This is a genomic window from Acetobacter oryzoeni, from assembly GCF_004014775.2.
GTDB lineage: Bacteria > Pseudomonadota > Alphaproteobacteria > Acetobacterales > Acetobacteraceae > Acetobacter > Acetobacter oryzoeni.
The window spans coordinates 2010931-2031127 of record NZ_CP042808.1 but is presented as its reverse complement, the minus strand read 5'-3'; the positions used below and the strand labels follow the sequence as shown (position 1 = coordinate 2031127).

Here is a 20197-nt window from a genome sequence, read left to right as displayed (position 1 = left end):
CCTATGGTCAAGCATTAGGTGTTGAGGCTGCCAGTGCATCCAGTCTGGCGGAAACGCTAAGTGCATGGGCTTCCAGGCCTTCGGCCTGAGCCAATGCTACAGCAGCAGGTCCAATCTGGCGGAGGGCATCAGGCCCACCGGAAAGGAACGTTGTACGCTTCAGGAAGTCAAAAACAGACAGGCCAGAAGCAAAACGCGCGGTGCGTGAAGTCGGCAGCACATGGTTGGGACCACCTACGTAATCCCCAACTGCTTCTGGGCAGAAACGGCCCAGAAAAGCCGCCCCGGCATGGCGCACATGGGCAAACAGGCTTTCCGGGTCATCTACCATCAGTTCAAGATGTTCAGGGGCAAGGCAGTTTGCCAGTTCCACTGCTTCTTTCATGTCGCGGCAGATGAGCACCGCCCCGTTACGGGCCCAGCTTGCACCGGCAATAGCTGCGCGGGAGAGCACGCGCAGTTCAGCTTCCACAGCCGCAATCACGGTGTCTGCAAACGCTGCATCCGGGGTAATGAGAGTGGCCTGCGCGCATTCGTCATGCTCAGCCTGTGCCAGTAGGTCTAGAGCAATGAGGCGCGGATTTGTATTCGAATCGGCAATCACCACCACATCAGATGGGCCAGCAATGCTATCTATGCCCACGTAGCCAAAAACCTGACGCTTGGCTTCGGCCACATATGCGTTGCCCGGGCCAACAATCCGGTCAACCGGGCGGATAGTTTGCGTGCCGTAAGCCATGGCACCCACTGCTTGCGCACCACCAACACGGTAGATTTCTGTCACACCGGCGCGATGCGCGGCGGCCAGCACCAGTGGATTAATAACTCCATCAGGCGTGGGCACGCACATGGCTAAACGCTTTACCCCAGCAACTTTGGCGGGAATGGCGTTCATCAGCACGGAAGAGGGGTATGCGGCTTTGCCACCGGGCACATACAGGCCCACAGCATCCAGCGGAATCCAGCGCATGCCCAGTGTCATACCAACATCATCTGTGTAACGGATATCAGAAGGCAGCTGGTTTTTATGGAAGGACTCGATACGTTGTGCCGCAACATCCAGAGCTTCCAGCAACTCCGGTCTTACTTTTGCACGTGCTTGCTCAATTTCTTCTGCTGTAAAGGCAAGCTGCTGAGCCGTAAGGGGCAGGCGATCAAAGCGTTCCGTAAAGGCGCAAAGTGCAGTATCGCCCTCTTTGCGCACCGCAGCCAGAATATCCGCAACCGGTTTATGAACTTCCTGCCCTTGTTCCTCACGGTTTGAAAGAAGGGCGGTAAATTCGGTTTCAAAATTCGGTTCGCGCGTATCAAGCCGTTTCATGGAATGCGTCTGCCTTACACATTTTCCGCAACGGGCGAGGATGCAGCAAGCGCCGTGCGAAAGCGGGAGAGAATGCGGTCAATCTGTTCCGGGCGGGTTTTAAGGGCCGTGCGGTTAACAATTACGCGGCTGGTAACCTGCGCGATGGTTTCCACTTCCTTCAAGCCGTTGGCTTTTAGGGTAGAGCCCGTGTCTACCAGATCCACAATCAGACGAGAAAGCCCAAGCATGGGGGCCAGTTCCATAGCGCCATGCAAATGCACGATGGTGGCGTTAATGCCCCGTGCTGCAAAAAAGCGCCGCGTGATAGCAGGGTATTTGGTGGCCACGCGCACTTCGGACCATCGCTTCCATTCCTGCGGATCATGCGGAAGGTGGGCAGGCTGCGCGACAGAAATGCGGCATGCGCCAATACCCAGATCAAGCGGGGCATAAATTTCGGGGTAATCGAATTCCATCAGCACATCAGCGCCGCAAACGCCAACCTGAGCACCACCGCTGGCTACAAAGGTTGCCACATCAAACGAGCGCACGCGCACCACATCAACCTGTGGGTCCTGGGTGGGAAAGCGCAGTTTGCGGCTATCTCCGCCCAAACATTCCGGGGCAGGGGCCATGCCTGTGCCAGACATAAGAGGGGACACGGCTTTGAGGATACGGCCTTTAGGTAGAGCCAGAACTATGCGCCCGTTATCTTCCGTGCCGAAAGATGTTTCGGTCTGATGGGCAGGGCGGGGATGGTTCATGAAAACTCCGGCGGAGGCAAGGCGTGTCAAATTAGGCCTGCACTCCTACCACAAGGTGCAGCAGAAGAAAAATATGTAGTGGCCACATCTGCTATCCGTTTGCTTCTGGCAGATATGGCTACCCACCAGATCTAAAGGGAAAACCCTTTAGATCTGGTAGAGGCATGGTGTGATTTACTTCTTCCACCAGCCGGTACGTCTGCGCGTTGCCGGCGGGCTATCTTCGATCACGATAGGCTGAACGATAGCTTCTTCCGTTTGTTTATCAGAAGCCTCGGTTGCGGCTGCTTTAGGGGCAGCTACAGCTTCGCTTTCGCTGGCAGCTTCCGTAGCAGGTGCGGGTTCTGCCTTTTTGCGAGTAGTACGCCGACGCGTTGTTTTCTTCGGCTTTTCCTCGGCAGTTTCGGCTGTGGAAGGTTCTGCTGTTTCCGCAGTCTCATCCTTTGCCGCTGTTTTGCGGCGGGTTGTGCGGCGGCGCACAGGCTTTTTGGGCGGCTCTGCTTCAGCTGAGGCAGCCTCATCTGCCGGTGCTGCTACAGGAGCTTCAGCCTGTTCGGCAGTTTCTTCTGCTGCAGGTTCTACCTTCTTACGTGTACGGCGGCGGCGTGGTTTAGGCGCTTCTTCCGTTTTTTCAGGCTCTTCCGCTGCGGTCGCAACAGGCTGAGGCGTAACCTCTTCTGTTTTCACTGGTTCAGCAGGTGCGCTTGCAGTTTCTTCCTGCACGTTTGCCGCTTTGGGTTCTGGTGCAACTTCGGCAGCCTGTTGGCGTGCAGTATTTTCCAGCAGCTCGAAAATATCTGGCGCCCCGCCAAATGGATTGGCCGGTGTTGGGCCTTCCCATGCTGGCATAGTGGGTCGTGGTGCGGGACCTTCTTCGATATCTACGTGGATTTCTGTGCGCGTTTCAGCCGGTTTGCGCACGCGGGAGCGGCGGGTTCTACGCCGGCCCGGCACCAGATTGGTTTCTGCATCTGCTTCTGCAACAGGTTCTGCTGCATTTTCAGAGGCTGCAATTGGTGCGGCTTCATCTGCTTCCGGTGTGACGGCATCAGATTGCGTCTGTGTCGCAGATGTCTGATTGGTATCCTGATCACTCCGCCGACGGCGCCGACGGCGACGGCGACGACGTGGCTCATCCGAATTATCGACAGCTTCCTGAATGGCAGAAGGTTCTGCCGCCGGAATTTCTGGCGCGGCTGCAACAACCTCATCTGCCACAATGTTTTCAACTGGAGGCAATGGTGGCTGGATCCGTGGCGGACGGGCATGCTGGCGACGTTCGATCCGAACTTCCGGAGCAGGCAGCGTATTGTCTGCGGCAAACAGCACTTCCATCTGGTGGCGCTGTTCAATCTGGGTCAACCAGTCTCGCTTGTTGTTCAGGATATAGAAAGCAATATCCGCAGCAACATGCACGGTAATAGCGGAAGAACGGCGGCGCGCACCTTCCTCTTCCACTGCGCGCAGAACATGCAGGGCGGAGCTTTCGATGCTGCGCATCATGCCTGTGCCATTACAGTGCGGGCAGGGCATGAAGGCAGCTTCTGCCACAGATGGCCGCAACCGTTGGCGCGACATTTCCAGCAACCCGAAGTGGGAGATGGAGCCAATCTGAATACGGGCCCGATCATGCCGTAGGGCATCTTTCAGGCGGCGTTCGATCATGGAGTTGTGACGGCGGGACTCCATATCAATGAAGTCGATCACAATCAGCCCAGCCAGATCACGCAGGCGCAGTTGGCGGGCCACTTCATCAGCTGCTTCCTGATTGGTACGGAAGGCTGTTTCTTCAATATTACGCTGGCTGGTGGCTTTGCCGGAGTTTACGTCAATGGCAACCAGAGCTTCTGTCTGGTTGATAACCAGATAACCGCCAGAGCGCAGAGACACCACAGGGGAGAACATGGCATCCAGATGCCCTTCCACGTGGTAGTGCGTGAACAGGGGCTGGTTTTCCTTGTTCCACAGTCGGACTTTTTCTGCATGCTGAGGCATTAGCATGCGCATGAAGTCCCGCGCGGCCTTCCAGCCGTTTTCTCCATCCACCACAATTTCGCTGATTTCGCGGGTGTAAACATCGCGGATGGCGCGTTTTACCAAGCTCGCTTCTTCGTAAATCAGCGCGGGTGCAACAGATTGAAGCGTATGCTCCCGGATATCATCCCACAGATGGAGCAGGTATTCGCAGTCTCGCGTAATTTCGGGGCCGGGGCGCTGGGCACCTGCCGTGCGCACAATCATGGCCATGCCGCGGGGCAGGTTCAGGTCAGAAACAATATCCCGCAGGCGGCGGCGGTCTGCCACAGATGTAATCTTGCGTGAAACGCCACCACCACGCAGGGCATTAGGCATAAGCACGCAATAGCGCCCAGCCAGAGAAACATAGGTGGTCAGGGCTGCGCCCTTGTTGCCGCGTTCTTCCTTAACCACCTGCACCAGCAGCACCTGTCGGCGGCGGATAACTTCCTGAATGCGATAGTTGCGCAGGAATCGGGCAATGCGTTTCTGAATAAGGGCTTCTTCACCCGTATCTGTTTCGCCGCCTACATAATCAGGTGCATCCTGCTTATTGGCAGCGCGCTGGCCCTGTTCTGAACCTTCCTCTTCCTCATTCTGAGCAGAGGAGTCAGATTCAGAAGTGTCCTGTTCAGCGTCAGATGCCTGTGTTTCTGCGCTTTCTGGCGCATCATCTTCATCAGCGCCGTTTTCACCGTTTTCCAGCAGAGCTTCTTCTTCAGCCTGCAAAGCGAGAAGCTTTTCGCGGTCAGAAACCGGGATCTGATAGTAATCAGGATGGATTTCGCTAAAAGCCAGAAAGCCGTGACGGTTGCCGCCATATTCTACAAAGGCGGCCTGCAGGCTTGGCTCTACGCGAACAACGCGGGCAAGGTAGATGTTCCCTTTAAGCTGCTTTTTGGCAGCAGATTCAACATCGTAATCTTCAAGCCGATTTCCGTCCATCACAACAACGCGCGTTTCTTCCGCGTGTGTTGCGTCGATCAGCATACGCTTTGACATAAAAAGAAAAACTCCGGTGCGCCGGTGGCCAGCCTGTGTGGTGCTGCCGCGTAAATGGCATGGCACGACGGAGCAGGGGCACTTCCGGCGGATATAAACAGGCGTGCGATAAAAATTGGAAGGCGTACAAAGTTTCCACGGCTGCCCCTGTATCAGCATCCATCAGGCATGGTACGGCCTGCGGTCTGGCTGTTTTCAGCAAAGGGGAGGGGCGGGCGATGGTCATGTATCCTTCAGTCAGTGTTTTCTGCCCCTGATCTTTATGCGTGCGGGCGCGGTATTTATGTAACCGGCGGCCCCCGTTCACGGCATGGACGGAGCGGAAAAAGCGCATGACGGGCATTTCTACCCTTGTGCCACGCTGTGTGAACATGGCTCAAATAACTATAAATCGCAAGCCATTCGTAACAAACACTGTTTTAGGGTGCCGATACACCTTTTTTCTGTCATTTTCAGTGCACACTTTGGCATAAAGTGAATAGGAGCACTTTAATGGCTTTTCAGGCAGACAAGATGGACGGCAAAACTGTTACTTCTGCAGCGGTGCAGAAGGGCGTAATGCGCCGTTCCGGCCTGCTGTATTTGGGTGGTGGCGGACTTGTTGCTGCCAGTGTGCCGGCAGATGTTTGGGCTGCAAGTAAGCAGGCAACAGGGCATAAGCTGGCCGCTCCGGCCATTATTGGCAAAGCACGGCCTGCTGCTCCGCTTGTAATGCTAGACCCCGGGCATGGCGGTAAAGACCCAGGCGCCATTGGGTACACCGGCACATATGAAAAGCATGTGGCAGAAGCTGCCGCGCAGGAATTGAAGCGGCAATTATTGGCAACAGGCCGTTACCGCGTGGCCATGACACGTGCCGGAGACCATTTTGTGCCGCTGGATGGCCGGGTGGAATTGGCACAACAGCACGGAGCTTCACTGTTCATTTCCATGCATGCCGATGCCTTGCACAGCCCACAGGTGCGCGGCGCAAGTGTTTATACCCATTCGCACGGTGCATCAGACAGTCAGACAGCGGATTTGGCCAAGACTGAAAACAGTGCAGACAGATATGGTGGACCAATGGTGCACAGTGCATCGCCAGAGGTGCAGCAGATTCTTGCTAGTCTGGTAACAGAGGAAACCCGCAAAGGGTCAGCCCACATGGCGCAGGCTGTTGTGTCAGCTTTCAATTCTCGGGTGTTGCTGCTGCCGCATCCACATCGGCATGCGGCTTTTGCGGTGTTGAAATCTGCCCAAATCCCTTCTGTTCTGGTTGAAATGGGCTTTATGTCAAACCGGATGGATGAGGCCGCGTTGCGTCAGGCTGGCCACCGGGCCATGGTGGCCGGGGCCATGCGAGATGCCGTTAATCGTTACTTTGCATCAGCTGGCGTAGGGTTGGCAGGCTGAAGACGCGCTTGCTTGCGGGCAAGACGGCGTTGCTTAAGGATCAGCAGGTGCTTGCGGAACCAATCCAGCATGCCAGATAGTGTAACAACTGTTACGCCAATGATTGTCCATTTATCCAACGGTTCATGGAACAGTGTGTAACTAAACAGCACCGCCCAAACCATTTGGGTATATTGAGGCAATGCAACGCGGCTGGCAGGGGTAAGGGTGGCTGCCAACATAATAAGTAACTGACCGAGGGCGGCCAGAAACCCATAGCCAAACAGATTTCCCCAATCTGCAACCGTTTCGGGCCATGTAAAATTGGGAAGGGCCAGAAGGCCATCTCCCAGTAGTGGTCCGGCTAAGCTGGAACCTAGAACGCCCAGTTTTGTCGTGCCTGTACCAGCTACCCGGTAAGCAATAACATTTACAGCACTGGCAATGGCGGCGGCTAATGCGCAGGCATGCCCAAAATGAAGTGGCCGCACACCGGGGCGCAGCACGATGAGAACACCGGCAAACCCGATTGCCACCGCAACCCAGCCCCAAGGGGACACTTTTTCCTTAAGAGCCACCACAGAAAGAATGGTGGCGATAAAAGGCATAAGGAACATCAGCGAGAGTGCTTCTGGCATGGACAGAAGCATGAAGGATTCTACGCTGGCGGCTGTGGCAACAAAGGTAGCCGCAGCCCGAATCCACCACATGCCCGGTTTTTGAATGGGCAGAATGTTCAACCACGATTGCCCGCGTGTTTTAACAAACGGAACCAGCAGCAGCCCAAAAACCCCACCAGAAAAGGCAACCTCAAATGGGTTGAGCCTGCCGGTCAGCAGTTTGGAGAAAGCATCGCTTATGGAAAAAGCTGCAAACCCCAATAAAGACAGCAGCAGGCCCTTGGTGGGCGGGCTAAGTTTCATGTGTTTTGCTCTGCCTAAAGGCGCGTAAGTGAAAAGAATAAAGAGGTGTCATAAACAGCCCGAAGGCTGAATTGAATACTCAATTCTTTATATTTACCATTTAGGGAGAAGAAAATATCATATAAGTTATATATGATATTTGGTGCCCAGAAGAAGACTCGAACTTCCACGACCTTGCGGCCACAGGTACCTGAAACCTGCGCGTCTACCAATTCCGCCATCTGGGCTCAAATGGCAACCAGGAGTGTTCCCGGCTGGTGATGAGCCGTTTACCCCGCTGTGAGGGGGGCGTCAACAGGGAAAATGATTTTTCTGACAGATTTGTGTCATTTGTCTCTCTGGCGTGGGCGGAGGGAATGGCACACAGTGCACAAAATGCTTGGTAAACCTAGAAAATGAGGGTGACTTATGGGTGCGCGTAAAATTGCAACCGTATTGGGTGGTGGCGGGTTTGTAGGGCGTTATGTGGTGCAAAATCTGGCACGCGCTGGGTATGAAGTGCGCGTGGCCAGCCGCCGGCCAGATTTAACGGCACGTTTACGTGCGTTGGGGCGTGTAGGGCAGATTGCACCTTTTTATGCATCTGTTGTGGATGATGCTTCCGTGGCCTGTGCCGTGCAGGGTGCGGATGTGGTGATCAACCTTGTGGCTGTTTTAACTTCCGTAAAGCAGCAAACGCTCCAAGCTGTTAATGTGGAAGGTGCAGGGCGGGTAGCCCGTATAGCTGCAGAAGCAAATGTGCCGGTGTTTGTGCAAATGTCCGCACTTGGTGCTTCGGAAACAGCTCTTTCAGATTACGGTAAAAGTCGCGCTGCGGGCGAAAAGGCAGTGCGCCAATATCGGCCGGATGCGGTGATCATACGGCCTTCGGTTATTTTTGGGCCGGAAGATCATTTCTTTAATATGTTTGCGGGCCTTGCGCGGTATTTGCCGTGCTTGCCGGTTTACGGCGCACATGCGCGCTTACAGCCCGTGTATGTGGGGGATGTGGCGCAGGCAATATTCATGGCTGCACAGTCTTCAGCTTTTGCGGGAAAGGAGTTTTTGTTGGGTGGCCCGCAGGAAATGACCATGCTGGATATTGCCCGTTTTGTGTTGCGTGTAACGCGGCGGCATAAGCCCATTTTTATTGTGCCGGCAGCGCTGGCAAAATTGCAGGCTATGATTTTGGAGCAGCTGCCGGGGCATTTTCTCACGCAGGATCAGCTACGGATGTTGGCGTCTGATAACGTTGTGCCGGCGGGCCAATCCGGTTTTGAAGCATTGAATATAGTGCCGCAAAGTGTTGGGGCTATTGTGCCGTCTTACTTGGCGCGGTTTAGGGGCGGTGAAGCCCAAAAAGACATATCCGTTCCTGTATAATGGGTTGAAGATAAAAAGGTCCGAAAAGTTACCTTTTTATCTGACCGATTGGACGAATTTAGGTTTCATCATGGTGAAAAATATAAAAAGGTAAGCATTGCTGTCTTTTTATATTTACACAGAACAAGCACGTTAGCCCCAGCAAAGTTTAGGGGCGGAGTCTGTCTGGCGCGCCCTTTCTCCGGGGATGCCACATGACGACCAAGATGCTTCAATTTGTCTCTGTGCCGCAAAAGCAGCCAGACAAGCGCGCGGCTACGGCGCGGCGGACAGATTTTGATGAAATTTATGAAGACTTCGCAACACCAGAAGCAGCCCAGCAGGCCAGCCGGTGTTCACAGTGCGGCGTGCCATTCTGTTCGGTTCATTGTCCGCTTGGCAACAATATTCCTGATTGGCTGATGCTGACAGCACAGGGGCGGTTGGAAGAGGCCTATGGCGTTTCCTCCGCTACCAATACGTTCCCAGAAATCTGTGGTCGTATTTGCCCGCAGGATCGGCTGTGTGAGGGCAACTGCGTTATCGAACCGGGTTTCGAAAGCGTGACCATTGGTGCGGTAGAACGCTACATTACCGATACCGCGTTTGAAAAAGGCTGGGTTAAACCCGTTAACCCGGTGCTGGAGCGTAGCCAGTCTGTTGCTATTATTGGTGCTGGCCCGGCTGGTTTGGCAGCGGCAGATCAGCTGCGTGCACAGGGTTATAAAGTGCATGTGTATGATCGGTATGATCGGGTAGGCGGTCTGCTGGTTTACGGTATTCCCGGCTTTAAGCTGGAAAAACACATTGTGGCGCGCCGCCATCAGCTGCTGGAAGAAGGCGGCGTGGTTTTTCATCTTGGCCAAGGCATTGGGGATGGTGAAGGCGAACTGTCTTTTGCAGATTTGCGTAGCCGCCATGATGCTGTTCTGATTGCAACTGGTGTTTACAAATCGCGCGAAATTGGCGGCCCCGGTGTTGGGCTGGCAGGTATTGAAAAGGCGCTGGACTACCTTACGGCGTCTAACCGTCGCTCCTTGGGCGATACTTTGCCGCCAGAAGCACAGGCATTGGATGCAGCGGGCAAAAACGTGGTGGTTCTGGGCGGTGGTGATACCGCAATGGACTGCGTGCGCACGGCTATTCGCCAAGGTGCAAAATCCGTGAAATGCCTGTATCGGCGCGATAAAGCCAACATGCCCGGTTCTGCCCGTGAAGTAAAAAATGCGGAAGAAGAAGGCGTACAGTTTGAATGGTTGGCAGCCCCAGAAGCCTTTTTGGGTGATGGCCATGTTTCTGGCGTGCGTGCCGTGCGGATGAAGCTGGGCCTGCCAGATGCTACGGGCCGTCAGTCAGTTGAGCCGCTGGAAGGGTCTTCTTTCACGCTGGATGCCGATCTGGTTATCAAGGCTCTTGGGTTTGACCCGGAACCTCTGCCGCAACTGTGGGGGCAGAAGGATCTGGCCGTATCCCGTTGGGGGACGCTCAAGGTTGCTCAGAAAGATTTCATGACATCTCTGCCGGGCGTGTTTGCCGCAGGGGATATTGTGCGTGGGGCCAGTCTGGTTGTGTGGGCTATCCGTGATGGACGCGATGCCGCCGCTAGCATGCACGCATGGATTCAGGAAAATGTAACGGCTACCGCCAAGGCGGAGCAGGGCTAATGGATATGGAACAGTTTCCCAACACCGTTTCCGCTGAAAGTGGCGAGGAATTTCTGAAAGCGTGGGATGCCAACGTGGCCGCGCTGGATGGACTGTATGATCCCGCTGATGAGCGCGATTCCTGCGGTGTGGGCCTTGTGGCCGCACTGGATGGCAAGCGCCGGCGTGAGGTGGTTGAAGCTGGTATTGCCGCGCTGAAAGCGATTTGGCACCGCGGTGCGGTGGATGCCGATGGCAAGACAGGCGATGGCGCGGGTATTCATGTAGAAATTCCGCAGGAATTCTTTGCAGATGCCATTACCAGCACGGGTGATCGGCCGGATGAAAGCCGGATTGCGGTCGGGCAGGTGTTTCTGCCCAAAACCGATCTGGCTGCGCAGGAACAGTGCCGCCAGATTATCGAAACCCAGATTCTGGCGTTTGGCTACGGCATTTACGGCTGGCGTCAGGTGCCGATTGATACGTCCTGCATTGGTGAAAAAGCCAACGCAACGCGCCCGGAAATTGAGCAGATCCTTATCCGCAATCTTCCCAACAAAGGGGAAGAAGAGTTTGAGCGTGATCTGTATGTGATCCGCCGCCGGATAGAAAAAGCTGCCATTGCCGCGCAGGTTGATCTGTATATCTGCTCGCTGTCATGCCGCTCCGTTATCTATAAAGGCATGTTCCTTGCTGAGCATCTGACAGAGTTTTATCCGGATCTGCTGGATGAACGCTTTGTCAGCCGCTTTGCTATCTATCACCAGCGTTATTCCACCAACACCTTCCCCACATGGAAGCTGGCGCAGCCATTCCGCCGCCTTGCGCATAATGGTGAAATCAACACCATTTCTGGCAACATCAACTGGATGAAAAGCCATGAAACACGGCTTTCTCACCCAGATCTTGATCCGTGGATGGCGGATATCAAGCCGCTGGTGCAGGCTGGTGGGTCCGATACCGCAACGCTGGATAACGTTTACGAACTGCTGACTTTTGCAGGGCGCGATGCGCCGTTTGCCAAGGCGCTGATGATCCCGGCAAGTGTGGGTGGCAATTCCTCCATGAAGCCCGCACACCGTGACATGTTCACGTATTGCAACGCAGTCATGGAACCGTGGGATGGCCCCGCAGCACTGTGCGCTACAGATGGCCGCTGGGTTGTGGCTGGGTTGGATCGCTCTGGCCTGCGCCCGCTGCGCTATACGGTCACAACTGATAACCTGCTGATTGTTGGTTCTGAAACCGGCATGGTGCGTGTGCCTGAAAACGCCATTGTCAGCCGTGGCCGCCTTGGGCCGGGTGAGATGATCGGCGTCGATCTTCAGGAAGCCAAGCTGTACGGTAATACCGAACTGCTTGATCTGCTGGCTGCACGGCAGGATTTTTCCAGCTGGATCAAACGTACCCAGAAAATTGGCCATATCGTCCGTTCGGATGTGACGGAGCCAGTTTATTATGAAGGCGAAGAACTGCGCCGCCGCCAGTTGGCTGTGGGCAGCACGCTGGAAGAACTGGAAGCCATTCTGCACCCGATGGTATCTACCGCCAGTGAAGCCATTGGCTCCATGGGGGATGATACGCCGCTGGCCGTGCTTTCTCCGCGGTATCGTGGGTTGGCGCACTACTTCCGGCAGATGTTCAGCCAGGTTACCAATCCGCCCATCGATTCCCTGCGTGAATCCCGCGTGATGAGCCTGACAACGCGGTTGGGCAATCTGGGTAATATTCTGGATCAGTCTCCCGAACAGTGTGACATGCTCCAGTTGCCCAGCCCGGTGCTGACATCTGGTGAGTATGAAGGGCTGCGTAACTTTACGGGTACGTCTGGTTGCGTGATTGACTGCACATTCCCTGCTAAAGATGGGGAAGCAGGGCTGCGCGAAGCCATTGCCCGTATTCGCCGAGAAGCAGAAGAAGGCGTGCGTGGTGGATGCACACACGTGTTTCTGACGGATGAAGATCAGTCTGCCGAGCGCGCATCTATCCCCATGATTTTGGCAACAGGTGCTGTGCATACGCATCTGGTGCGCACATCCTTGCGTACATTCACGTCTTTGAACGTGCGCACAGCTACGGCGCTGGATGTGCACGCCATTGCGGTGACAATTGGCGTAGGTGCCACCACGGTTAACCCCTATCTGGCGCAGGAAAGCATTGCAGACCGGCATCGCCGTGGCTTGTTTGGGCAGATGAGCCTGCGTGAGTGCATGGAACGCTACCGTAAGGCGGTGGATAAAGGCCTGCTCAAAATTATGTCCAAGATGGGTATTTCCATCGTGGCGTCTTACCGTGGCGGTTGTAATTTTGAGGCTGTTGGCCTTTCCCGCGCGCTTACGGCAGAGTTCTTCCCGGGTATGCCTTCACGTATTTCCGGTATTGGGCTTTCCGGTATTGCACGCAATGTGCTGCAACTGCACGAACACGCATGGGCTGCAACAAATACGCTCACCTTGCCTGTCGGCGGTCTTTACAAGCTGCGCCGGAGTGGGGAGCAGCACGCATTCGATGGCGGCCTTATCCATATGCTGCAAACAGCAGTGGCCACAGGCAGCTTCACCATCTACCAGCGCTATGCAGATGCCGTGCATGCTCAGCCACCTGTCGCCCTGCGTGATCTGTTGGACTTCCGTGATGGGCGCACGCCTATTCCGGTTGAAGAAGTGGAAAGCATTACGCAGCTGCGTAAACGCCTGATTTCCCCGGCAATTTCCTTGGGCGCGCTCAGCCCGGAAGCGCATGAAACGCTTTCTATCGCCATGAACCGCATCGGCGCAAAGTCCGATTCTGGTGAGGGTGGGGAAGATCCGGCACGCGCCAAGCCACGCCCGAATGGGGATAATGCATCCTCCGCCATCAAGCAGGTGGCATCTGGCCGGTTTGGTGTTACGGCACAGTATCTGAACGATTGCCGTGAGCTGGAAATTAAGGTGGCACAGGGTGCCAAACCGGGTGAAGGCGGGCAGCTTCCGGGCTTTAAGGTTACGGAGCTGATTGCCAAGTTGCGCCATGCAACCCCGGGTGTGACGCTGATTTCCCCGCCGCCGCATCATGATATCTATTCGATCGAAGATCTGGCGCAGCTGATTTACGATCTGAAGCAGATTAACCCGGAAGCAACGGTTACCGTTAAACTGGTGGCACGTTCCGGCATTGGCACCATTGCAGCCGGTGTGGCCAAGGCAAAAGCTGATGCCATTCTTATTTCCGGCCATTGCGGTGGCACGGGCGCAAGCCCGCTCAGCTCCATTAAATATGCGGGCTTGCCGTGGGAGCTTGGGCTGGCAGAAACGCATCAGGTGCTTATGCTGAACCGCCTGCGCCACCGCGTGCGTCTGCGGGCCGATGGTGGCATCAAAACCGGGCGTGATGTGGTGATAGCCGCCATGCTTGGGGCTGAGGAATTTGGTATTGGCACAGCCAGCCTTGTGGCCATGGGCTGCATTATGGTGCGCCAGTGTCATTCCAACACCTGCCCGGTAGGCGTGTGTTCGCAGGACCCCAAAATGCGTGCCAAATTTGAAGGTACGCCCGAAAAGGTCATCAACCTGTTCTCCTTCATTGCAGAGGACGTGCGGAATATTCTGGCTTCGCTGGGCTTCCGCTCTCTGGATGAAATTATCGGACGTACGGATCTGCTGCGGCAGGTTTCCCGCGGGGATGATTATCTGGATGATCTGGATCTGAACTCCCTGCTGTCTCAGGCAGATCCGGGGCCGTTTGCCCGCTACTGCACGCTGGATGGCCGGAACGAAGTGCCGGATACGCTGGATGCGCAGATGATTGGCGATGCCAAGCCGCTGTTCGACCACGGTGAGAAAATGCAGCTGCACTACAATGTGCAGAACACCCAGCGCGCCATTGGCACGCGCATTTCCTCTTTGATCGTGCGTCAGTTTGGCATGAAAACACTGGCGCCGGGGCATCTTACAGTGCGTCTGCGTGGGTCTGCTGGTCAGTCTCTGGGGGCGTTTGCTGTGCAGGGGCTCAAGCTGGAAGTGCTGGGTGATGCCAACGATTACGTGGGTAAGGGGCTTTCTGGCGCAACCATTACGGTGCGTCCTTCTCCGTCCTCCACGTTGGTGTCTAACAAGAACGCCATTATCGGCAACACGGTTCTGTATGGGGCCACTGCGGGTGAACTGTATGCCGCAGGGCAGGCGGGTGAACGTTTTGCCGTGCGTAACTCTGGCGCAACCGCAGTTGTAGAAGGCTGTGGTTCCAACGGGTGTGAATACATGACCGGCGGCACCGTGGTGGTGCTGGATGATGTAGGCGATAACTTTGGCGCAGGCTTTACCGGCGGCATGGCCTTTGTGCTGGATAAGGACAATGTGTTTGACAGCCGGGTAAACCCCGAATCCTTGTTGTGGGTGCGCGTCACTGAACCCAAATGGGAGCAGATGCTGCGTGGGCTTGTTGAACGGCATGTGGAAGAAACAGGTTCTGCTTATGCCAGCATGTTGCTGCATAAATGGGATGAGGTTCTGCCGCACTTCTGGCACGTTGTTCCCAAGGATTACGCCCGTATTATCGGCTTTACAGCGCCGGAACAGCAGTTGGAAAAAACAGCCTGAACCATAAGGCTGAATGTAAGCTGACATAAGCAGATGGGCGGAGGGGCAACCTTCCGCCCATTTGTTTTTCATGTCTGTTGTGCATGTGAACTGCGCTTGTGTTCACGGCCTCTCGCTTCCAGCAGAAATGCACTGTAAAGTGTTCAATATGGAACACACAGCGCATTCCCTCCGTTCACATCCGCTTCCGGTTTTTGCAACACAAGCCGGTACTGTTGCCAACACACCTGCAGGGCAGGGGGCGGCCTCTCTTCCGCGTTGGGATCTTTCAGCCCTTTACGCGGGGATGGATGATCCGAAGCTGCATGCTGATCTGGCTGAAGCAGAAAAAAAGGCACAGGATTTTGCCAAGCAGTATCAGGGCAAAATCAGCGGCCTTTCTGGCAAGGAACTGGCAGACGCCATTGCAACCTTTGAAGTTATCGAGGAAATGCTGGGTAAGGCAGGCTCTTACGCCTCCCTGCTGTTTGCAGCCGATTCTTCCGATGCTTCCATTAGCCAGTTCAGTCAGTCTATCAATGAACGGCTGACGGCTATCTCCACCCATCTGCTGTTTTTCACGCTGGAACTAAACCGGCTGGAAGAAGCTGATCTTCAGGAAAAGCTGAAAGACTCCGCACTGGCGCATTGGCAGCCTTACCTGCGTGATATCCGCATGTATCGCCCGCATCAGCTTTCGGATGATGTGGAAAAAGTTCTGCTGGAAAAATCTGTAACTGGTGGGCAGGCATGGTGCCGCCTGTTTGATGAAACCATTGCAGCCCTGCGCGTCACACTGGATGGGCAGGAAATTACGGTAGGAGATGCGCTTAACCGTTTGTCTGATACAGATCGGGCCACGCGAGAACAGGCAGGCAAAGCCGTAGGCGGCGTGTTTGAAAAAAATGTCCGCCTGTTTGCGCTCATCACCAATACGCTGGCCAAGGATAAATCCATTTCGGATAATCTGCGGCATTTTGCGCGGCCAACCTCATCACGCAATCTTTCCAACATGGTGGAAGATGAGGTGGTGGATGCGCTTGTTTCTGCCGTGCGGGCTGATTATCCGCGTCTTTCCCACCGCTATTATGCTCTAAAAGCCAAGTGGATGGGGCTGGACAAGCTGGAGCACTGGGACCGCAACGCCCCGCTGCCCGGTAATGATGACAAGCTGATTCCGTGGTCTGAAGCCAAGAATATTGTGCAAAAGGCGTATGATGGTTTTGACCCGCGTATGGGCAAGGTCATCAACACTTTCCTGACCAACCCGTGGATTGATGTGCCACCAGCACCGGGCAAATCTCCCGGTGCTTTTGCGCATCCTACCGTGCCTTCAGCACATCCTTACATCCTGCTGAACTATCATGGCCGTATCCGGGATGTCATGACACTGGCGCATGAGCTGGGCCATGGTGTGCATCAGGTTCTGGCGGCAAAGCAGGGCTACTTCATGTCCGACACGCCGCTGACGCTGGCTGAAACGGCCAGTGTGTTCGGCGAGATGCTAACATTCCAGTCTCTTCTGGATGCAGAAAAAGACCCGCAGCGCCGCCGTCTGCTGCTGGCCGCCAAGGTTGAGGATATGCTCAACACCGTGGTGCGCCAGATTGCGTTTTATGAATTTGAAACCCGTGTGCACGATGCCCGTAAAAAAGGTGAGCTGCTGCCTGAACAGATTGGCGCTATCTGGCGCAGTGTGCAGACAGAAAGCCTCGGCCCGGCCTTTAACTTTACACCGGAATACGATGTGTTCTGGGCTTATATTCCGCACTTCATCCATTCTCCGTTCTATGTATATGCCTATGCATTCGGAGATTGTCTGGTGAACGCGCTGTATCAGGTGTTTAGTGAAGGCGCACCGGGTTTTCAGGATAAATACATTGCCATGCTGGAAGCAGGCGGCACCCTCCGCCACAAGGAACTGCTGGCCCCCTTCGGGCTGGATGCATCCGATCCGGGCTTCTGGCGCAAGGGGCTGGATGTAATTTCCGGCTTTATTGACCAGTTGGAGCAGGGCTGATTATGGCGCGAGATATGGATAATACCGGCGTTTTTGGTGAACTGCGCCGTATGGTGCAAACAACCGGAACCGTTGGTGGCATTGCAGCCCGGCTGGCAGGCAACAAGATAGGCCTGCGTTCTGGCGGGGCTTCTCACGCTGAAGATCTTAAATCCATGCTGGGTGGGCTAAAAGGCCCGCTCATGAAGGCAGCACAACTTCTGGCAACTATTCCCGGTGCATTGCCCGATGAATATGCCGATGAGTTGGCGCAGCTTCAGTCTAACGCGCCACCAATGGGGTGGAGCTTCGTGCGCCGCCGCATGACGGCTGAACTTGGGCCGGGGTGGGAAAAGAACTTCCGTTCCTTCGGGCGGGAAGCTGCTGCGGCAGCCAGCCTTGGGCAGGTGCATCAGGCTGTGCTGGCCGATGGCCGCCGCGTAGCCTGCAAGTTGCAGTACCCGGATATGAAGGCGGCAGTTGAGGCCGATCTGCGTCAGTTCCGCATGGCTATTGGGGTTTACCACAAGCTGGATAACGCCATCCGGCAGGATGATGTGGTGGAGGAACTTTCTGAACGGCTGCGGGAAGAGCTGGATTACCGGCATGAGGCCGCCAATATGCGCCTCTATCACTCCGTGCTGGCAGATTGCCCGGAAGTTACGGTGCCCTTGCCGATAGATGAGCTCTGCACGCAGCGGCTGCTGACAATGGAATGGGTGCAGGGGCAAAACCTCAATGCAGCCATCAAGGCCGGTCTGACAGAGGAACAGAAAAAACGCATTGCGCGTGCGCTGTTCCGGGCTTGGTATGTGCCACTCTATCAGTATGGCGTGGTGCATGGAGACCCGCATATGGGCAACTTCACCATGCGGGAAGATGCCGGCCTGAACCTGCTGGATTTTGGGGCTATCCGTATTTTCCAGCCTTCGTTCATCAAGGGGAACATAGATCTCTATTACGCGCTCCGTAACAAGGATATGGATATGGCCGCGCATGCTTATGAAGCATGGGGCTTCCGTGACCTGACGCGTGAGAAAGTGGCTGTTCTGAACGAATGGGCGGGGCTGTTATACGCACCGCTGATGGTGGATGAAGAACGCTACATTCAGGATGACAATAACCCGGCCCTTGGGCGGGAAATTCTGTCCAAGGTGCACGAGGGGCTGCAAAAAGCAGGAGGTGTGCGCCTGCCGCGTGAATTTGTGCTGGTTGATCGTTCAGCCCTTGGGCTGGGGTCTGTATTCATGCGGCTGAAGGTTAAGATGAACTGGTATCAGCTGTTCCATGAAATCGTGCAGGATTTTGATGAGCAAGCTTTGGCACAGCGCCAGCAGGCAGCCGTCACGGCCGCACATTTTCCATCAGAAACGCAGCCCGCTTCCCGATAAAAGATATTTTGGCTGGGGGTGATAAAGCCCCCAGCCAAGTGCTGCCGCTTAATATCAGTAAGCCTGATACGCTGCGCGTTTCAGATGGACCTGATTATATTCAAGCTGGTCTTTGGTTAGCTGGAAGCCAATTTCAAATCGATAATCTGAATCCACATTTTTGGGTGGAATAGGCAGATCTACCGTGATCACCTTTGTGTCGTCTTCAAAGGTGGAGAGGTTGGCTGGGAAGGACACGGTGTGGTGGAACACATGCTTGTTCACAATCCTGTCTCCGTGCAGCACGGCAATAAACCACGGTAGGGTGAGTGTATTGGCTGTTGCGGCCGGGCCGCGTTCAATCACAAAGCGCAGCACGATTCGGGTTTTCAGGTCCTTGGGGCCTGCGGCAAGGCAATCACCCTGTAATTGCAGGATGCTGGCGCGGGCCACCATGTTTTTAAAGCCTGTCTGCTTACCTTGGTAGAGGTAGTAATCCGCCGCTTCAGAGGGAATATGCGTAATGGGGCAGGTGGGCGCAAAATCCATGGATTTGCTTTCACCATCACCGCAGCCGCCAAGGGTGGCCAGCAGCCCAAGTGCTGCCAGACCCGGGGCGGCAATACGGGGGAACAGGCTGCGCCGTTGGTTGTGATTAGGGAACATGTATGGATCCGGCATTATCGGTTAAAACGGGTTGAACACAGCAGATAGCAGCCATCACACCCACATAGGTATGTTTTTCAAGGCTTTGATGCCGTAAAACGGGTTGCATCCCATGCGTCCTTTGCGTAGGCCACAACTTCCGTCACCTTTATGGGTTTCGGGCATAGCCTGTTTTCAATATGCTTCTTCATAGCCAGTTTTCTTCTATACAGTCCGCTGCAACTTTGGGGAACACCATGCCCGATCAAACTGATACCCTTACCCCGCCCCAGAGCGCAGATGCTCAGCACGGCAGATCTCTTAAGGTTCTGCTGGCAGGCCCACGTGGTTTCTGCGCAGGGGTGGACCGCGCCATCCGTGTGGTGGAAGAAGCCATCCGCCGCTACGGTGCGCCTGTTTATGTCCGCCACGAAATTGTCCATAACCGGACAGTGGTGGAAGAGCTGGAAGCACAAGGCGCCATCTTTGTTGAGGAACTGGATGAAGTTCCCGTAGATGGCCATGTTGTTTTCTCTGCTCATGGCGTGCCCAAAACCGTGCCGGTTGAGGCCGAACGCCGTAACCTGCTGTATCTAGATGCCACGTGCCCGCTGGTTTCCAAGGTGCACCGTGAAGCTGAGCGTCATTTTGCCGGTGGTGGGCCAGAAAGCCGCCATATCCTGATGATTGGCCATGCAGGCCACCCAGAAGTGGTTGGCACAATGGGCCAATTGCCACCCGGCGCCATGACGCTGATTAACGATGCAGAAGAAGCCCGCACGGTAGAGCCGGAAGATCCAACCCGTCTGGCCTTTATCACCCAGACAACGCTTTCTGTAGATGATACGGCAGAAATCGTAGATATTCTGCGTGCACGCTTCCCCTTGATTGAAGGGCCAAAGCGCGAAGATATCTGCTACGCCACCACAAACCGTCAGGAAGCTGTAAAAACCATCGCCCCTGAGTGCGATCTGGTTATTGTTATTGGCTCTCCCAATTCTTCCAACTCCCAGCGTCTGCGTGAAGTGGCGGAACGTTCCGGCACGCCGCGTGCGCTTTTGGTGCCGCGTCTGGATTCTCTGGATTGGTCCGTGCTGGAAGGCGTGAACACGCTGGGCATTACGGCTGGTGCTTCTGCGCCGGAAGCACTGGTGCAGGAAATGCTGGCAGAAATGGCCAAGCGTTACACGCTGTGCATTGAAGAGCGGATTGTGAAGGAAGAAAACGTAACGTTCCGCCTTCCCGCACCGCTGGGCTAAAGGTG

Annotated in this window: 12 protein-coding genes and 1 tRNA gene; 7 read left to right on the top strand and 6 right to left on the bottom strand. The window is 55.2% G+C overall.

What is annotated here, in order from left to right; translation table 11 throughout:
* Positions 1-7: 7 nt before the first annotated feature.
* From hisD to EOV40_RS09285, 3 genes are all read right to left on the bottom strand, one after another.
* Complete coding sequence (gene hisD, locus EOV40_RS09295; RefSeq protein WP_128105746.1) at positions 8-1321, bottom strand: histidinol dehydrogenase; 1314 nt, start codon at positions 1319-1321, stop codon at positions 8-10.
* 14 nt (positions 1322-1335) lie between these two features.
* Entirely contained in the window at positions 1336-2067 is a 732-nt protein-coding gene (gene hisG / locus EOV40_RS09290) for an ATP phosphoribosyltransferase (RefSeq protein WP_003623223.1), read from the bottom strand.
* Positions 2068-2241: 174 nt separating this feature from the next.
* On the bottom strand, positions 2242-5085 hold the full coding sequence (locus tag EOV40_RS09285; RefSeq protein ID WP_456304288.1) for an Rne/Rng family ribonuclease: 2844 nt from the start codon (positions 5083-5085) through the stop codon (positions 2242-2244).
* A 492-nt stretch (positions 5086-5577) separates the two neighbouring features.
* Between EOV40_RS09285 and EOV40_RS09280 the strand changes: the two genes are divergently transcribed.
* Positions 5578-6477 carry an N-acetylmuramoyl-L-alanine amidase family protein gene (locus tag EOV40_RS09280; protein WP_128105744.1) on the top strand — a complete coding sequence of 300 codons (900 nt, stop codon included), beginning with the start codon at positions 5578-5580 and terminating at the stop codon, positions 6475-6477.
* Here EOV40_RS09280 and EOV40_RS09275 read toward each other — a convergent pair.
* Both EOV40_RS09275 and EOV40_RS09270 read right to left on the bottom strand, forming a co-directional pair.
* The gene (locus EOV40_RS09275) at positions 6441-7379 is read right to left on the bottom strand and encodes a DMT family transporter (RefSeq protein WP_050818367.1); all 939 of its coding nucleotides are present in this window, start codon (positions 7377-7379) and stop codon (positions 6441-6443) included. The two genes, EOV40_RS09280 and EOV40_RS09275, sit on opposite strands and share 37 nt — an antisense overlap.
* 140 nt (positions 7380-7519) lie before the next feature.
* Positions 7520-7606: transfer RNA gene (locus EOV40_RS09270), tRNA-Leu, on the bottom strand.
* Positions 7607-7787: 181 nt separating this feature from the next.
* On the opposite strand from EOV40_RS09270, the gene EOV40_RS09265 reads away from it, so the two are divergent.
* The 5 genes from EOV40_RS09265 to EOV40_RS09245 all read left to right on the top strand — a co-directional run bounded on the left by EOV40_RS09265 (position 7788) and on the right by EOV40_RS09245 (position 18309).
* A complete protein-coding gene (locus tag EOV40_RS09265) occupies positions 7788-8741 on the top strand; it encodes a complex I NDUFA9 subunit family protein (RefSeq protein WP_128105743.1) in 954 nt (317 codons plus the stop codon).
* 194 nt (positions 8742-8935) lie between these two features.
* Positions 8936-10384, top strand: coding sequence for an NAD(P)-dependent oxidoreductase (locus tag EOV40_RS09260; protein ID WP_128105742.1), 1449 nt, complete (start codon positions 8936-8938; stop codon positions 10382-10384).
* Positions 10384-14940, top strand: coding sequence for a glutamate synthase large subunit (gene gltB, locus EOV40_RS09255; protein WP_128106235.1), 4557 nt, complete (start codon positions 10384-10386; stop codon positions 14938-14940). Before EOV40_RS09260 ends, gltB begins: the two co-directional genes overlap by 1 nt.
* A gap of 61 nt (positions 14941-15001) precedes the next feature.
* A complete protein-coding gene (locus tag EOV40_RS09250) occupies positions 15002-16939 on the top strand; it encodes a M3 family oligoendopeptidase (protein WP_128105741.1) in 1938 nt (645 codons plus the stop codon).
* A gap of 2 nt (positions 16940-16941) precedes the next feature.
* Complete coding sequence (locus EOV40_RS09245; RefSeq protein ID WP_128105740.1) at positions 16942-18309, top strand: ABC1 kinase family protein; 1368 nt, start codon at positions 16942-16944, stop codon at positions 18307-18309.
* 54 nt (positions 18310-18363) lie between these two features.
* Here EOV40_RS09245 and EOV40_RS09240 read toward each other — a convergent pair whose 3' ends face one another.
* On the bottom strand, positions 18364-18969 hold the full coding sequence (locus EOV40_RS09240) for a hypothetical protein (protein ID WP_196332574.1): 606 nt from the start codon (positions 18967-18969) through the stop codon (positions 18364-18366).
* 221 nt (positions 18970-19190) lie between these two features.
* Between EOV40_RS09240 and ispH the strand changes: the two genes are divergently transcribed.
* On the top strand, positions 19191-20192 hold the full coding sequence (gene ispH / locus EOV40_RS09235) for a 4-hydroxy-3-methylbut-2-enyl diphosphate reductase (RefSeq protein WP_026019375.1): 1002 nt from the start codon (positions 19191-19193) through the stop codon (positions 20190-20192).
* The last annotated feature ends 5 nt before the right edge of the window (positions 20193-20197 follow it).

Bases quoted from the DNA above. Each gene is read 5' to 3' on its own strand.
- hisG (WP_003623223.1), bottom strand. From the start codon at position 2,067: ATGAACCATCCCCGCCCTGCCCATCAGACCGAAACATCTTTCGGCACG.
- EOV40_RS09245 (WP_128105740.1), top strand. From the start codon at position 16,942: ATGGCGCGAGATATGGATAATACCGGCGTTTTTGGTGAACTGCGCCGT.
- hisD (WP_128105746.1), bottom strand. From the start codon at position 1,321: ATGAAACGGCTTGATACGCGCGAACCGAATTTTGAAACCGAATTTACC.
- ispH (WP_026019375.1), top strand. From the start codon at position 19,191: ATGCCCGATCAAACTGATACCCTTACCCCGCCCCAGAGCGCAGATGCT.
- EOV40_RS09260 (WP_128105742.1), top strand. From the start codon at position 8,936: ATGACGACCAAGATGCTTCAATTTGTCTCTGTGCCGCAAAAGCAGCCA.
- EOV40_RS09265 (WP_128105743.1), top strand. From the start codon at position 7,788: ATGGGTGCGCGTAAAATTGCAACCGTATTGGGTGGTGGCGGGTTTGTA.
- EOV40_RS09240 (WP_196332574.1), bottom strand. From the start codon at position 18,969: ATGCCGGATCCATACATGTTCCCTAATCACAACCAACGGCGCAGCCTG.
- EOV40_RS09280 (WP_128105744.1), top strand. From the start codon at position 5,578: ATGGCTTTTCAGGCAGACAAGATGGACGGCAAAACTGTTACTTCTGCA.
- EOV40_RS09275 (WP_050818367.1), bottom strand. From the start codon at position 7,379: ATGAAACTTAGCCCGCCCACCAAGGGCCTGCTGCTGTCTTTATTGGGG.
- EOV40_RS09285 (WP_456304288.1), bottom strand. From the start codon at position 5,085: ATGTCAAAGCGTATGCTGATCGACGCAACACACGCGGAAGAAACGCGC.
- gltB (WP_128106235.1), top strand. From the start codon at position 10,384: ATGGATATGGAACAGTTTCCCAACACCGTTTCCGCTGAAAGTGGCGAG.